The sequence below is a fragment of the Actinacidiphila glaucinigra genome (assembly GCF_035918135.1).
GTDB classification, from domain to species: domain Bacteria; phylum Actinomycetota; class Actinomycetes; order Streptomycetales; family Streptomycetaceae; genus Actinacidiphila; species Actinacidiphila glaucinigra.
Genome location: NZ_CP109144.1, coordinates 2,838,325 through 2,852,172, shown reverse-complemented (window position 1 = coordinate 2,852,172; position 13,848 = coordinate 2,838,325). Strand labels below are relative to the sequence as shown.

Annotated in this window: 14 protein-coding genes; 10 read left to right on the top strand and 4 right to left on the bottom strand. The window is 72.5% G+C overall.

Going from position 1 to position 13,848, the window contains the following annotated elements:
* The first annotated feature begins 16 nt into the window (after nucleotides 1-16).
* From OIE69_RS12485 to OIE69_RS12470, 4 genes are read left to right on the top strand one after another with little or no spacing between them, the layout of a single operon-like run.
* Nucleotides 17-325 carry a hypothetical protein gene (locus OIE69_RS12485; protein ID WP_326572052.1) on the top strand — a complete coding sequence of 103 codons (309 nt, stop codon included), beginning with the start codon at nucleotides 17-19 and terminating at the stop codon, nucleotides 323-325.
* Entirely contained in the window at nucleotides 325-597 is a 273-nt protein-coding gene (locus tag OIE69_RS12480; RefSeq protein ID WP_326572051.1) for an SDR family NAD(P)-dependent oxidoreductase, read from the top strand. Before OIE69_RS12485 ends, OIE69_RS12480 begins: the two co-directional genes overlap by 1 nt.
* 14 nt (nucleotides 598-611) lie before the next feature.
* Nucleotides 612-2,249 carry a thiamine pyrophosphate-binding protein gene (locus OIE69_RS12475; protein ID WP_326572050.1) on the top strand — a complete coding sequence of 546 codons (1,638 nt, stop codon included), beginning with the start codon at nucleotides 612-614 and terminating at the stop codon, nucleotides 2,247-2,249.
* Nucleotides 2,246-3,016, top strand: a complete 771-nt coding sequence (locus tag OIE69_RS12470) for an IclR family transcriptional regulator (RefSeq protein WP_326572049.1) — start codon at nucleotides 2,246-2,248, stop codon at nucleotides 3,014-3,016. Before OIE69_RS12475 ends, OIE69_RS12470 begins: the two co-directional genes overlap by 4 nt.
* 6 nt (nucleotides 3,017-3,022) lie before the next feature.
* Here the strand turns inward: OIE69_RS12470 and OIE69_RS12465 are convergent, their stop codons facing one another.
* Together OIE69_RS12465 and OIE69_RS12460 are read right to left on the bottom strand one after the other, a co-directional pair.
* Nucleotides 3,023-3,715 (bottom strand): response regulator, encoded by a 693-nt coding sequence (locus OIE69_RS12465; RefSeq protein ID WP_326572048.1) that lies wholly within the window; start codon nucleotides 3,713-3,715, stop codon nucleotides 3,023-3,025.
* Nucleotides 3,712-5,340 (bottom strand): sensor histidine kinase, encoded by a 1,629-nt coding sequence (locus OIE69_RS12460; RefSeq protein WP_326572047.1) that lies wholly within the window; start codon nucleotides 5,338-5,340, stop codon nucleotides 3,712-3,714. Before OIE69_RS12460 ends, OIE69_RS12465 begins: the two co-directional genes overlap by 4 nt.
* A 231-nt stretch (nucleotides 5,341-5,571) precedes the next feature.
* Here OIE69_RS12460 and OIE69_RS12455 point away from each other — a divergent pair, with 231 nt between their 5' ends.
* Genes OIE69_RS12455 through OIE69_RS12445 form a run of 3 tightly spaced genes read left to right on the top strand, consistent with a single transcriptional unit; the run spans nucleotide 5,572 to nucleotide 8,332 of the window.
* Complete coding sequence (locus tag OIE69_RS12455; RefSeq protein WP_326572046.1) at nucleotides 5,572-6,387, top strand: ABC transporter ATP-binding protein; 816 nt, start codon at nucleotides 5,572-5,574, stop codon at nucleotides 6,385-6,387.
* On the top strand, nucleotides 6,377-7,255 hold the full coding sequence (locus OIE69_RS12450) for an ABC transporter permease (RefSeq protein WP_326572045.1): 879 nt from the start codon (nucleotides 6,377-6,379) through the stop codon (nucleotides 7,253-7,255). Before OIE69_RS12455 ends, OIE69_RS12450 begins: the two co-directional genes overlap by 11 nt.
* A 45-nt stretch (nucleotides 7,256-7,300) precedes the next feature.
* The gene (locus OIE69_RS12445; RefSeq protein WP_326572044.1) at nucleotides 7,301-8,332 is read left to right on the top strand and encodes an ABC transporter substrate-binding protein; all 1,032 of its coding nucleotides are present in this window, start codon (nucleotides 7,301-7,303) and stop codon (nucleotides 8,330-8,332) included.
* On the opposite strand, the gene OIE69_RS12440 is transcribed toward OIE69_RS12445, so the two are convergent.
* Complete coding sequence (locus tag OIE69_RS12440; RefSeq protein ID WP_326572043.1) at nucleotides 8,299-9,204, bottom strand: sucrase ferredoxin; 906 nt, start codon at nucleotides 9,202-9,204, stop codon at nucleotides 8,299-8,301. The genes OIE69_RS12445 and OIE69_RS12440 overlap by 34 nt on opposite strands.
* A 168-nt stretch (nucleotides 9,205-9,372) precedes the next feature.
* A complete protein-coding gene (locus tag OIE69_RS12435) occupies nucleotides 9,373-9,768 on the bottom strand; it encodes a VOC family protein (RefSeq protein WP_326572042.1) in 396 nt (131 codons plus the stop codon).
* Nucleotides 9,769-10,159: 391 nt separating this feature from the next.
* Here OIE69_RS12435 and OIE69_RS12430 point away from each other — a divergent pair, with 391 nt between their 5' ends.
* The 3 genes from OIE69_RS12430 (at nucleotide 10,160) to OIE69_RS12420 (ending at nucleotide 13,841) form a co-directional block, all read left to right on the top strand.
* A complete protein-coding gene (locus OIE69_RS12430; protein WP_326572041.1) occupies nucleotides 10,160-11,167 on the top strand; it encodes a LacI family DNA-binding transcriptional regulator in 1,008 nt (335 codons plus the stop codon).
* A gap of 249 nt (nucleotides 11,168-11,416) precedes the next feature.
* Nucleotides 11,417-12,829, top strand: a complete 1,413-nt coding sequence (locus tag OIE69_RS12425) for an extracellular solute-binding protein (protein WP_326572040.1) — start codon at nucleotides 11,417-11,419, stop codon at nucleotides 12,827-12,829.
* Between the two features lie 37 nt (nucleotides 12,830-12,866).
* Nucleotides 12,867-13,841 (top strand): carbohydrate ABC transporter permease, encoded by a 975-nt coding sequence (locus OIE69_RS12420; RefSeq protein ID WP_326572039.1) that lies wholly within the window; start codon nucleotides 12,867-12,869, stop codon nucleotides 13,839-13,841.
* The last annotated feature ends 7 nt before the right edge of the window (nucleotides 13,842-13,848 follow it).

Sequence of the window (13,848 nt, the reverse complement as noted above, 5' to 3'; positions counted from 1 at the left end):
CTCCACGCTGTGCGGCATGCCATCCAGCCGTATGCGTTGGCTGCTGCGCGACGAGACGGGCGTGGCAGCGGTACTGGTCCTGCTGGTGCTCGTCGTGGGCATCGCCGAGCCCGACTTCCTGACCCGGTCGAACCTGACCGGGACCGCCCACAACGCCTGCTACGTGGGCCTGATGGCGGCCGGCATGGTCTTCGCCCTCGCCCTGCGCGAGGTCGACCTGTCGGTCGGCGGGGTCCACGCGCTCGGCGTGACCGTCGGCGCCGGCTCACCGCCGATCCCGGCATCAGCGGCTACGCGGCCGCCAAGCACGCCCAGGTCGGGCTGATGCGCGTCGCGGCACGCGAGTGCGCCGCCCGCGGCATCCGCGTCAACACCATCCACCCGGGCCCCACCGACACCCCGTTCATGCGGCGCATCGAGACCGTCGCCACCGGGCAGCCTTCCCAGCACGCGGCCGGGGCGTTCGACGCGATGATCCCCCTCGGCCGGCACGCGGCACCCGAGGAGATCGCCCGCACCGTGCTCCACCTCGCGGGCGACGACGCGAGCTTCACCACCGGAGCCACCGTCGCGGTCGACGGCGGCATGAGCGTATGAGAGGCGTCCCCGCCATGACGACCGCCCTGCGGGCCCTGCTGGAGATCCTCGCCGACGAGGGGGTCGACCGGGTCTTCGGCAACCCGGGCACCACCGAACTGCCCCTCATGGAGGCGCTGTCGGGACCGGGGGCCGTGCCCGAGTACGTCCTCGGCGTCCAGGAGGGCTCGGTCGTCGCCATGGCCGACGGCTACGCCCGGGCCACCCGCCGTCCCGCCTTCGCCAGTCTGCACATCGCCGCGGGCACCGCCAACGGCCTGATAGGGATGCTCAACGCCCGGCGCTCGCGCACCCCGCTGGTCGTCATGGCGGGCCAGCAGGACCGGCGCCACCTGCTCCAGGACCCCATGCTCGCCGGGGACCTGGTCGCCCTGGCCTCCGGGGCGGCCAAACGGGCCGAGGAGGTGCACCGCCCCGAGGACCTGCCGCTCGTGCTGCGCCGCGCCTTCGCGCTGGCCCGGCAGCCGCCGCGGGGGCCGGTGTTCGTCTCCGTGCCGATGGACGTCCTCGAGGACGCCGTGCCCGTGGAGGTCCCGGCGCGCTCGCCGCTCGCGCCGCCCGGACCGGCCGGCGGGCTCGACCGGGCGGCCGCCCTGCTCGCCGCCGCCGAACGGCCCGCGGTCGTCGCCGGTGACGGGGTCGGCAGGGACGGGGCGGTGGCGGCGCTGGTACGGGTCGCCGAGGCGCTCGGCGCGGTCACCTACCACCAGCCGATGAACGACCATCTGGACTTCCCCGGCTCCCACCCGCTGTACGCGGGGCCGCTGCCGCCCGTCAACGCCCGCATCCACGAGCGGCTGAAGGGCCACGACGCGCTGCTGATCGCCGGCTGTCGCGCCTTCACCCCGCACCACTACAGCCCCGGCCCGCCCGTGCCCGAACACCTGACGGTCGTGCAGATCGACACCGACCCCGCCGAGCCGGGCCGCAACTTCCCCGTCGCCCTGGGCCTCACCGGCGCGCTGGAGGCCTCACTGGCCGCACTCGCCGGCCGTCTGACCCGGCTCGTCCCCGAGGACACAGCACGCGAGCGGACACGGGAGGCCGGCGCACGGCACGCGGAGGCACGGGACCGGCTGGAGCTGCGGGCGCGGTCCGCCCGGGGCCGCGCCCCGCTCGACCCGCTCGCCGCCGCGCACGCCCTGGCCGGCGCGCTGCCGGAGGAGGCGGTGCTCGTCGAGGAGTCGATCACCGTGGGGGTGCACCTGCGCGGCGTGCTGCGCCGGGACCGGCCGGGCGGTTTCGTCCACACGGTCGGCGGGGGCCTCGGCTGGGGGATCGGCGCCGCCGTCGGCCACCGGCTCGGCGCGCCGGAACGCCCGGTGGTGGCCGTGCTGGGGGACGGCTGCGCGATGTTCGGGCTGCAGGGGCTGTGGAGCGCGGCGCACCACCGGGTGCCCGTCCTGTTCGTCGTGATGGCCAACGGCGAGTACCGCACCCTGAAGGACACCCTCGGCGCCCGGGGCGGCGGCCCTGTCGTCCCCCGTCCCGGCCTCGACCTCGGCGAGCTCGACTGGCGCCTTGCCGCCCGGTTCTTCGGCATCCCCGCGGTCCGCGTGGACGGCACGGAGGAACTGGCGCGGACCGTCGCGGCGGTACGTGGCCTCGACGGCCCGCTGCTCGTCGAGGTGCCCTTGCGGGGGCACCCGTGAGCGCCGAGGACGCCACCGCGACGGGCAGTCAGTCGATGCTGGCCCGCGGGGCCGCACTGCTCGGCGCCTTCGCCGCCGGCGAGGACGGGATCCCGCTCGGCGAACTCGCCGCCCGCACGGGCCTGCCCAAGTCGACCGTGCACCGGCTGCTCGCCGAACTGACCGCCGTCGGCCTCGTCGAGCGTGGGACGGACGGCTACCGGCTCGGCCTCGCCCTCTTCGAACTGGGCCAGCGGGTGCCGCACCGGCGGCTGCGCGAGGCGGCGCTGCCGTTCATGGAGGAGCTGTACGAGGCCACCCACGAGAACGTGCACCTCGCCGTCGTCGACGGCGTCGACACCGTCTTCCTGGAGAAGCTCACCGGCCGCCGCTCGATGCAGATCATCTCCCGGGTCGGCGGCCGCCTTCCCGCGTACTGCACCGCCACCGGCAAGGCGCTGCTCGCCTACGGGACCCCGCCCGGCCTGGCCGCGGTGCTCGGCGTGGGGCTGCGCCGCCGCACCCCGCGCACCATCGTCGTGCCGCGGCTGCTCCAGCAGGACCTCGTCCGCACCCGCGCCCGCGGCTACGCCGTGAACTGGGAGGAGGCCGAGGTCGGCGTGTCCGCCGTCGCCGCCCCCGTCTACGGGCCGCGGCTCGGCCCGCGCGCCCTCCCCGTCGCCGCCGTCTCCGTCACGGGGGCGACGCGGGGCCTGCGGCCGGATCGCGTCGCTCCCGTGGTGTGCGCGGCGGCACGGGCGCTGAGCCACGAACTCGCCCGCCGGTGAACGGGATCAGCCGCTCCGCGCCCACGCGTAGCGGTGCTCGGGGCGGCCGGTGTCGCCGTACTTGAGGGTGAGGCTGATCCGGCCCTCGCGCTCCAGGAACTTCAGGTAGCGCTGCGCGGTGGAGCGGCTGATGCCCGCCCGTTCGGCGACCTCGTGGGCGGAGAGCGGCCGCGCGGCCTCGGTGAGGACCGTGCGCACCAGGTCGGCGGTGGGCGCCGAGTGCCCCTTGGGCAGTTCCGCCGGCGCCGCACCGGCGGTGCGCAACGCGCCGAAGATGCGATCCACCTGCTCCTGGCCGGCCTCGCCGCGCCCGCCGACGCCGTCGAGCGTGCGGCGCAGCGCCGCGTAGGCGTCCAGCTTGCCCCGCAGTCCGGCGAAGCTGAACGGCTTGACCAGGTACTGCAGCGCGCCGAAGCGCATCGCCGCCTGTACGGTCGCCACGTCGCGGGCGGCCGTCACCATGATGACGTCCGCGGTGTGGCCGAGCTGGCGCATGCGCCGCACCAGGGTGAGGCCGGTCTCGTCCGGCAGGTAGTGGTCGAGCAGGACGAGGTCGACGTGCATGCGTTCCAGCGTCGCCAGCGCCTGGGCCGCGGTGTGGGCACGGGCGGTCACCCGGAATCCGGGGACCTTGGCGACGTACGCCGCGTTGATCTCGACGACGCGGAAATCGTCGTCCACGACCATGACGTCGATCATCGTGCTCCCCCCGCGGATGCCACGGATGCCTCGGACACCGCCGTGGTCAGTTCCGCCCCCGCCAGCGCCTCCGGCAGGACGACGGTGAAGACCGCGCCACCACCCGCGCGGGCGGTCACCCGGGCCATGCCGCCGTACCGTTCGGCGAGCCGCCGCACGAGCGCGAGACCGAGCCCGCGGCCGCGGTGCGCGGGGGACCGCTTCGTCGTCCAGCCCTCGGCGAAGATCCGCTCACGGGCCTCGGGCGGCACGCCGGGACCGTCGTCGGACACCCGCAGCACGACCGTCGTGCCCTCGGCGCGCAGCTCCACCTCGACGAGCGAACGGGCCGCGTCCAGGGCGTTGTCGATGAGGTTGCCGAGCACGGTGACCAGGTCGCGCGGGTCCACGACCCGGTCCGGCAGCAAGGTGGCCGGGGAGACCGACAGGCTCGCGCCCCGTTCCGCGGCGATCGCGGACTTGCCGACCAGCAGGGCGGACAACAGCGGGTCCCTGACCCGTTCCGCGACCTGTTCCGCGGAGGCCCGCTGGGCGTCGGCGACCTCGCCGACGAAGTCCACCGCCTCGTCGTACAGGCCGAGTTCGAGCAGCCCGAGCAGGGTGTGCAGCCGGTTGGCGTGCTCGTGGTCCTGGGCGCGCAGCGCGTCCAGCAGCCCGTGCGTGCTGTCGAGTTCGCGTCCCAGCCGTTCCAGTTCGGTGCGGTCCCGCAGGGTGGCCACCGCCCCGCCGTCCCCGGTGGGCATACGGTTGGCGACCAGCACCCGCGACCCGCTGACGGTGAGCAGGTCGGTGCCCGCCACGCGGCCGGCCAGCACGTCGGTCGTCCGCCCGGGCGGCAGCACCTCGTCCAGCGCGCGGCCCGAGGCGTCCGGGCCGAGGCCCAGCAGCCGTTGCGCCTCGTCGTTGAGCAGCCGCACCCTGCCCTGGGCGTCCAGGGCGATGACGCCCTCCCGGATGCCGTGCAGCATCGCCTCGCGCTCGTCGAGCAGCGCGGAGATGTCGGCGAAGGCGAGACCGTGTGTCCTGCGCTGCAGCCGCCGCGACACCAGGAGCGCCGCGACGACGCCGACCCCGAGCGCGGCGCCCGCGTACAGCAGCAGCACCGGCACCGTGGCCAGCAGCCGCTCCCGCACGCTGTCGTACGCGATGCCCACCGACACGGCGCCCACGATCCTGCCGCCGGCCCCGTGCAGCGGCACCTTGGCACGCGCGGAGCGCCCGAGGGTGCCCCGGTCGATCTGCATGATCTCGCGCCCCGAAAGGGCCACGCTGGGGTCGGTGGAGACGTGCCGGCCGATCTGGGTGACGTCCGTGTGCGACCAGCGGACGCCGCGGGTGTCCATGACGACGATGTAGAGGGCGCCGGTGGCACGGCGGATCCGCTCGGCCTCCTCCTGCACCGGGCCGGTGACGCTCGGCCGGGTGCTGACCAGGTCGTGGGCGAGCCCCGGCGTCGCGGCGGTGGTCTGGGCGATCGACAGCGCCTGCCGCATCGCCTGCTGGTCGAGCTGGGAGCTGAGCGGGGCGAGGAACAGCCCGGTCGCCAGGGTGATCACGCCGGTGGTGAGGGCGACCTGGACGAGCAGCACCTGGGCGAAGACACGGCGGGGCCAGCGGATCCGCATCGACGTCACCCCTGCCCTTCCCGGTGTTCCGCGCCCTTGCGGAATTCGCTCGTCCGTTTGCCCTGCTGTGAACGCAACGTAAACGCGGCCGGGGCCCGCTGCCCAGCCCCCGTGGCCCTTTCGTTGCTGTAGCGCGAGCAAAACGAGCAGAACAGCCGGTTGTGGGCACAAGGCGGAGTTGTGACCGCAAGGCTGCCGCCGTGACCCGGGCCGCACCTACCGTCCCGGCGCATGAGCACACACACCAGCCCCGCCATCGAACTGCGGGGTGCGAGCAAAGCGTTCCGGACCCCGTCCGGGGCCCTCCACACGGCCGTCCGCGACCTCGACCTGACCATCGGGCGCGGGGAGTTCGTGGCCGTCGTGGGCCCGACCGGCTGCGGCAAGTCCACGACGCTGACCCTGGTCAGCGGGCTGGAGGAGCCCACCGAGGGCGAGGTGCTGGTCGCCGGCGAGCCGGTGCGCGGCATCGGCGACAAGGTCGGCTTCGTCTTCCAGCAGGACGCCGTCTTCCCCTGGCGGACCGTGCTGTCCAACGTCATGGCCGGCCCCCGCTTCCGCGGCGTGCCCAAGACCGAGGCCAGGGAGCGGGCCCGCGAGTGGCTCACCCGCGTCGGCCTGTCCGCCTTCGAGGACCGCTATCCGCACCAGCTGTCGGGCGGCCAGCGCAAGCGCGTCGCCCTCGCCGCCACCTTCGTCAACGACCCCGAGATCCTGCTCATGGACGAGCCCTTCTCCGCGCTCGACGTGCAGACCCGCGCGCTGATGTCGGACGAGCTGCTGGAACTGTGGTCCGGCACGGGCGCCTCGGTCGTCTTCGTCACCCACGACCTGGAGGAGTCCATCGCGCTCGCCGACAAGGTCGTCGTCATGACCGCCGGGCCGGCCACGGTCAAGGAGGTCTTCGAGATCGACCTGCCGCGCCCGCGCCGGGTCGAGTCCGTGCGGCTGGAGCCGCGGTTCATCGAGATCTACAGGGAGATCTGGGCCTCGCTCGGCGAAGAGGTCCGCATCACCCGCGAGAGGAGCGCGGCCGATGTCGCCTGAGACCGTGGCGGCCTCCTCGGCCACCGTCGCCAAGGACCCCGCGGGCACCGACCGCTCGCGCTCCCGCGCCCGCGCCGCCCGCAACCGGAGCCACCTCGTCCACGGCAGCCGCGTGCTGCTCCTGGTCGCCGTGCTCGGGCTGTGGGAGTGGCTGGCCAGGGCCGGGGCCGTCGACCCCTTCCACTTCTCGATGCCGTCGAGGATCTGGGAGCAGATCCGCACCTGGGCCGTGGACGGCACCGCGCAGGGCACCCTGTGGGAGCAGATCTGGTACACGCTCTACGAGGCCCTGCTCGGCTGGGTCATCGGCGTCGTCGCGGGTGTGGTGCTCGGCATCGCCCTCGAGCGGATCCGCTTCCTCGCCGATGTGCTCGGCCCGTACATCAAGGTGCTCAACGCACTGCCGCGGATCGTGCTCGCGCCGATCTTCCTGATCTGGTTCGGACTCGGTCCGGCCTCCAAGGTGGCCTCCGCCGTCGTCCTCGTCTTCTTCCCGGTCTTCTTCAACGCCTTCCAGGGCGCCCGCGAGGTCGACCGCAACCTGGTCGCCAACTCCCGCATCCTGGGCGCCCGCGACCGGCAGGTCACTTTCCAGGTGGTCATCCCCTCGGCCACCTCCTGGATCTTCACCAGCCTCCACGTGAGCTTCGGCTTCGCCCTCATCGGCGCCATCGTCGGCGAGTACATCGGCGCCACCAAGGGCCTCGGCCTGCTGGTCGCCGCCTCGCAGGGCACCTTCAACTCCGCCGGCGTGTACGCCGCGATGGCGATCCTCGCGGTCGTCGCGCTGCTCGCCGAGGGCCTGCTGACCTTCCTGGAGAAGCGGCTCTTCCGCTGGAAACCGGCCGAGGCCGGTTCCGACCGCTGACTCCCACCGACTTTCTCCCACCCCCTTCACAAGGACGTGAACCACATGCGCACGCCCCTCAAGGCCGCAGCCGCGGTCGCCGCCTCCGCCCTCGCCCTCACCACGCTCACCGCCTGCGGCGGGGACTCCGCCTCCGGCTCGGGCGGCGACAAGGTCAAGATCATGGTCGGCGGCCTGGACAAGGTCATCTACCTGCCCGCGATGCTCACCGAGCGGCTCGGCTACTTCAAGGCCGAGGGCCTGGACGTCGAACTGCTCACCGAGCCGGCCGGCGTGCAGGCCGAGACCGCGCTCGTCTCCGGCGACGTGCAGGGCACCGTGGGCTTCTACGACCACACGCTCGACCTGCAGGTGAAGGGCAAGCAGGTGGAGTCCGTGGTGCAGTTCTCGCAGGCGCCCGGCGAGGTGGAGATCGTCTCCGACGAGGCGGCCGGGGACCTCACGAGTGCCGAGGACTTCAAGGGCAGGAAGCTGGGCGTGACCGGCATCGGCTCGTCCACGGACTTCCTCACCAAGTACCTCGCCGTCAGCAACGGCGTGAAGACCAGCGAGTTCACCCCGGTCGCGGTCGGCGCCGGCCAGACCTTCATCTCCGCGATGGAGCAGGGCTCGATCCAGGGCGGCATGACCACGGACCCGACCGTGGCCACGATCCTCGACAAGGGGCTCGGCAAGGTGCTCATCGACATGCGCACCCCGGAGGGCTCCAAGCAGGCGCTCGGCGGGCTGTACCCGTCCTCCAGCCTCTACATGCGGACGGAGTGGGTGAACGGCCACAAGGAGACGGTGCAGAAGCTCGCCAACGCCTTCGTGAAGACGCTGCGCTGGATGTCCACGCACAGCGCCGCGGAGATCGCCGCGAAGATGCCCTCCGACTACGCGCAGGGCGGCGGGCAGGAGCTCTACGTCAAGGCGATCGAGAGCACGCTGCCGATGTTCACGAAGGACGGAGTGATGCCCGAGGGCGGCCCCGAGACGGTGGAGCGGGTCCTCAAGGCGTTCAACCCCAACCTGCAGAACGCCGAGGTGGACCTGGGCAAGACCTACACGACGGAGTTCGTCAAGAGCGCCGGCTGAATGCCGCTGATCTCCATCCGCAGCGGCGCCCCCAGGGCCGCCCCGCAGCTCTCGGGCCGGGGCGGCTCCGCCGCGACCGGTGTCACCTCGACGTCCCAGGTCCGGCCGTCGAGGTGCCGCACGCGGGTGCCGTGCTCGCCGTCCACGGTCAGCGCCTCGGCGCGCACCTCGCCGGTCAGCCGCCGCACGGCCAGTTCGGCGGCCTGGCCCGGACGCTCCCACGCGGAACGCCCGCGGCAGCCCTCCAGCACCATGTCGCCCTCGCGGGCGGCCGCCAGCACCTGGCGGGCCAGCCCGGCGTCGACCCGGCCGTAGGCGTAGCCGTACGGCAGTACCAGCATCGTCGGCGAGAAACGGTGCCCGCCCAGGTGGGTCACCTCCCACACCTCGCCGAGCCCCGAGGCGGCCAGCTCCGCGGCGAGCGGCCGGCCCTTGAGGGCGCAGCAGCGGTCCCGCTTGCCGTTGGTGCAGACGAGGGCGAGCGGGTCGCCCTCGTACGGCATCCCGAAACCGCGGTGGTCGCCGCGGCCCAGCGCCTCGAAGTCGAGGCCCAGCAGAGCGCCCGGGTCCTCGACGACCGCCTCCCGCACCCACGTACCGCCCGGCACGGTGTGCGCCACGTACGCCGTGCGCCGCCGTACGTCGTGCCGGTCCGCATGCCTCCCGGGCCGGCGGATCAGCCCGACCCGTACCCCGGTCCGGTCCGCGGCGTGTTCCAGCGCGCGGCCCACCCGCGGATCCAGATGGCTCCCGGTCAGCGCCTTGGGGCCCCACGGCCCCGGCTGCTCCAGCAGCAGCCAGGTCCGCGCGGTGGCCGCCGTCGCGGCGACGGGCTCCGCCAGGGAGCTGGACGCGGAGGTGCAGGTGCTCATGAAGGTAAGCCTAACCTTCCGCACCACCCGCGGCCCTCCTGCCCCTCCCGTACTGCCCGAGGCGCGGTGTGGTGGCCGTCCGAGGCCCTGCCGCGTCGGGCCGCACCTGGTTCTCTCGGCACGGTGGCGGTGGCGGCGTGCGACGGGGTGCGGGTGCCCGGTCGCGGCTCAGTGCTGCGGTGCCAGGGTGCGCAGGACGTCGAACTCGTTGCCCTCGGGGTCCGCCATGACCACCCAGTTCCGGTCCGGGCCCTGCCCGACGTCCGTCCTGGTGGCGCCCAGGCCGAGCAATCTGGTGACCTCGTCCTCGGTGCTGCCGTCGATCGGGCTGACGTCGAGGTGAAGGCGGTTCTTCACGGCCTTGCCCTCGGGCACCTGGACGAACAGCAAGGTCGGCGGCATCTGGCGGGCCCGGACCTCCTCGACGGTCGGCACCCAGGAGCCGATCTCGACCTTGCCCTCGCTCCGGTCGATGACCTCGAAGTCCAGGACCTCGCACCAGAAGGCCGCGAGCCTCTCCGGATCGTGGCAGTCGACGGTGAGCTCCGTGAACCTACTTGTCATGACTCTCCCAGAACGTTCGGACGAGACACAGAGTATGGGCCACCGCCGAGGCCCTCAGGGAGCCGCCGGCAGAGCGATGTGACGGCTCGTGGCCCGCGAAGTCCATCTCCGGGCACACGGTCCAACCGCGCATGGATCCGGGCGAGTTCGCGGCGTGCCGGCGCCACCTGTCCCAAGGGTGCGGCCGAGTCCCGGCCGGAGCCCGGGGGCGATCACGAGGCCCGGCTCCACGGCGCCGACGGCCGAGGGCACGAGGTCGGCGTTGCCCCCGATGACCAGTAAGGCTGCGCTTCCGCCCCGCCCGTACCGGCGGCAGGCCGCGTCCCCCGCGTCTCGATGGACTTGCGCAAGAGCGCAAACCACTTGCATGTCATGTCGTATGCTTGCGCTCATGACGCGACGGCTTGCCGAAGTAGCGAAGAAGGTCGGGGTCAGTGAGGCCACCGTCAGCCGTGTGCTGAACGGGAAGCCGGGGGTGTCCGAGGGCACCCGGCAGGCGGTGCTCACGGCGCTCGACGTGCTGGGGTACGAGCGTCCGACGCAGTTGCGGGGGAACCGCGCCCGGCTGGTCGGGCTGGTGCTGCCGGAGCTGCAGAACCCGATCTTCCCGGCCTTCGCCGACATCGTGGGGGCGGCCCTCGCCCAGCAGGGGCTGACGCCGGTGCTGTGCACCCAGACCGCGGGCGGGGTGTCGGAGGCGGACTATGTCTCGCTCCTGCTCCAGCAGCACGTCTCCGGCGTGGTCTTCGCCGGCGGCCTGTACGCGCAGGCGGACGCGCCGCACGACCACTACCGCCTGCTGGCGGAGCGGAACCTGCCGGTGGTGCTGATCAACGCCGCCATCGAGGACCTCGGCTTCCCGAGGGTGTCGTGCGACGACGCGGTCGCCGTCGAGCAGGCCTGGCGGCACCTGTCCTCGCTCGGCCACGAGCGGATCGGGCTGCTGCTCGGGCCCTCCGACCACATGCCGTCGCGGCGCAAGCTGATCGCGGCGCGGGCGGCCGCCGCGGCGGGCGGCGGGTCGCTGCCGGACGAGCACGTGGGGCGGGCGATGTTCACCCTGGAGGGCGGCCAGGCCGCGGCCGCCAAGCTCTGGGAACGCGGGGTCACCGGGATCATCTGCGCCAACGACCCGATGGCGCTGGGCGCCGTGCGGGCGGCGCGCCGGCTGGGGCTGTCCGTCCCCGGTGACGTGTCCGTGGTCGGCTACGACGACTCGGCGTTCATGACCTGCACCGACCCGCCGCTGACCACGGTGCGGCAGCCGATCGAGGCGATGGGCCGTACCGCCGTCGAGCTGCTCGCGCTGAAGATCGCGGGCAAGCAGGTGGCCTCCGACGAGCTGCTCTACGAGCCGGAGTTGGTCGTCCGCGGGACGACGGGGCCCGTGCGCGGCTGAGGGGTCGCCGCGTCCGGCGGACCGGGCGGTTCCGACATCGTCGGAACCGCCCGGTCCGCGTTTGCGGCCTCGGGGTTCCCGCCCCGTGCCCGGTGTTCGCGGCCTTCGTTGGCGAGCTGCGCAAGGCGGTCAATGTTTTGCGAAATCTGCGCGAGATATTGCGGACATCTGTTTGTGGTGCTTGAGTGTGCGACGCCCCCGCTGCGTGTGGTCGGGGGCTTCCACGCTCATGCCCGAAGGGGACCACCGATGAGAAGCTCCTGGTTCCGCCCCGCCCGCCGTGCCACCGCGGCCGCGCTCGTCTCCGCGCTGGCCCTGGCCGCCCTGACCGCCTGCGGTACCAGCAGCAGCGCGGACAACGACAACAACGCGGGCGGCGGTTCGTCCGACCCCACCGCCCCGCTGGACCCGAAGGCCAAGGTCACGCTGACCATCGACTGCATGCCGCCGGCCGCGAAGAAGGCGGAGCTCAAGGAGTGGAAGGAGGACGTCGCCACCTTCAACAAGAAATACCCGAACGTGACGATCGACGGTAAGTCGACGCCCGGTCAGTGCGAGGAGCCGGCCCGGTTCACGGCCGCGCTGAAGGCCAAGTCGCAACCGGACGTGTTCTACACGTACTTCACCGACCTGCAGCAGGTGCTCGACAACGACGGCGCCGCGGACATCAGCGCGTACGTCACCGACAAGACCGTCCCGGCGCTGGCGGACATCGACTCCAACGTGCTCGACGTGCTGAAGAAGGACGGCAAGCTCTACGGCCTGCCCACCAGCAACTACCGCATGGGCCTGCTCGTCAACCGCAAGCTCTTCACCCAGGCCGGCCTCGACCCCAACAAGCCCCCGGCCACGTGGGACGAGGTGCGCAGCGCGGCCAAGGCCGTCGCGGGCCTCGGCAAGGGCGTGTCCGGCTACGGCGAGTACAGCGCGCAGAACACCGGCGGCTGGCACTACACCGCGACGATGTACGGCATGGGCGGCGAGGTCGTGTCCGCCGACGGCACCAAGGCGGCCTTCAACACCGACCTCGGCAAGGAGATCGTGCAGAACCTGCACGACATGCGCTGGACCGACAACAGCATGGGCCAGACCCAGCTGCTGAAGTGGGGCGACCTGCAGAAGCAGATGGCCGCCGACAAGCTGGGCATGTTCCTGGCCGCGCCCGACGACATCACGTACATGGTCCAGCAACTCGGTGCCGACTACGCCAACTTCGGCATGGGCCCGATCCCCGGCGGCAAGGCCACCCTCTTCGGCGGCAACGACTACATGATCAAGAAGGGCAGCTCGCCCGACAAGATCAAGGCCGCCATCGCCTGGCTGAACTTCAAGACCCTCACCCCCGGCAAGGGCCAGTTCGACTACGCCCGCAGCAAGGCGGACGGCCTCCCCGTCGGTCTGCCCCAGCCGGCCTTCTTCACCGGTGCCAGCAAGACCGAGGACGACCAGCTGAAGGCCGCCAGCGCCACGATGCCGGTCGAGAACTTCCGCGCCTTCATGGACAACCCGGTCCCCGGCAAGGCCGAGCCGCCGAAGGCCCAGGAGATCTACAAGGTCCTGGACAACGTGATGTCCGGCGTCCTGACCAACAAGAACGCGGACGCCGCCAAGCTGCTGTCCACCGCGGAGACCCAGGTCAACCAGGTCCTCGCCAACCAGTAGCCCAGGCCCCCTCGGCCCCCGGCACCCAGGAGCGACGATGTCGGCCCCCAGCGCCCCCACCCTGCCCGCCAGCACTCCCGCGAAGAGCCGGTCGCGCCGTACGGTGCGCCGCCCCGCCCCGGACGGCCGCCGTCCGGGGCGGGCCGGCCGCGCCCTGCGCCGCAACCTCACCGCGCACGCGTTCCTGATCGGCGCCGTGCTGTGCTTCGCGTTCTTCTCCTGGTACCCGATGGTGCGGGAGTTCCTGCTGGCCTTCCAGAAGACCGAGGGCGGGCAGACCACCTGGGTCGGCTGGTCCAACCTGAACTACGTCTTCCACGACCCCGCGTTCTGGCAGGCCTGGCGCAACACCCTGCTCTTCACCGGCCTGGCCCTGCTGCTCGGCTTCGCGGTGCCCTTCTTCGTGGCGCTGCTGCTCAACGAGATGCGGCACACGCGGGGTTATCTGCGGCTGCTGGTGTACCTGCCGGTCATGCTGCCGCCGGTCGCCTCGGTGCTGCTCTTCAAGAACCTCTACAACCCCGAGTACGGCCTGTTCAACCGCATCCTGGAGACGCTGCACCTGCCCACCCAGCAGTGGCTGCAGTCCACCGACACCGCCATGCTCTCGGTGGTCATCGCCTCCACCTGGATGAACATGGGCGGCGCCACCCTGATCTACCTGGCCGCCCTCCAGGGCATCCCCGGCGAGCTGTACGAGGCCGCCGAACTCGACGGCGCCGGACTGCTGCGCAAGATCTGGCACGTGACCGTCCCGCAGACCCGGCTCATTCTGTCGCTGATGCTGCTGATGCAGATCATCGCCACGATGCAGGTCTTCACCGAACCCTTCCTGCTGACCGGCGGCTCCGGCCCGGAGGGGTCCACGACCACCGTCGTCTACCTGATCTACCAGTACGCCTTCAGCTTCAACAACTACGGCGGTGCCGCGGCGCTCGGCCTGGTGCTGCTCGTACTGCTGGCGATCTTCTCCGCCGGCTACGTGCGGCTCAGCCGCGCCGCGGACGAGTAGGACGGGA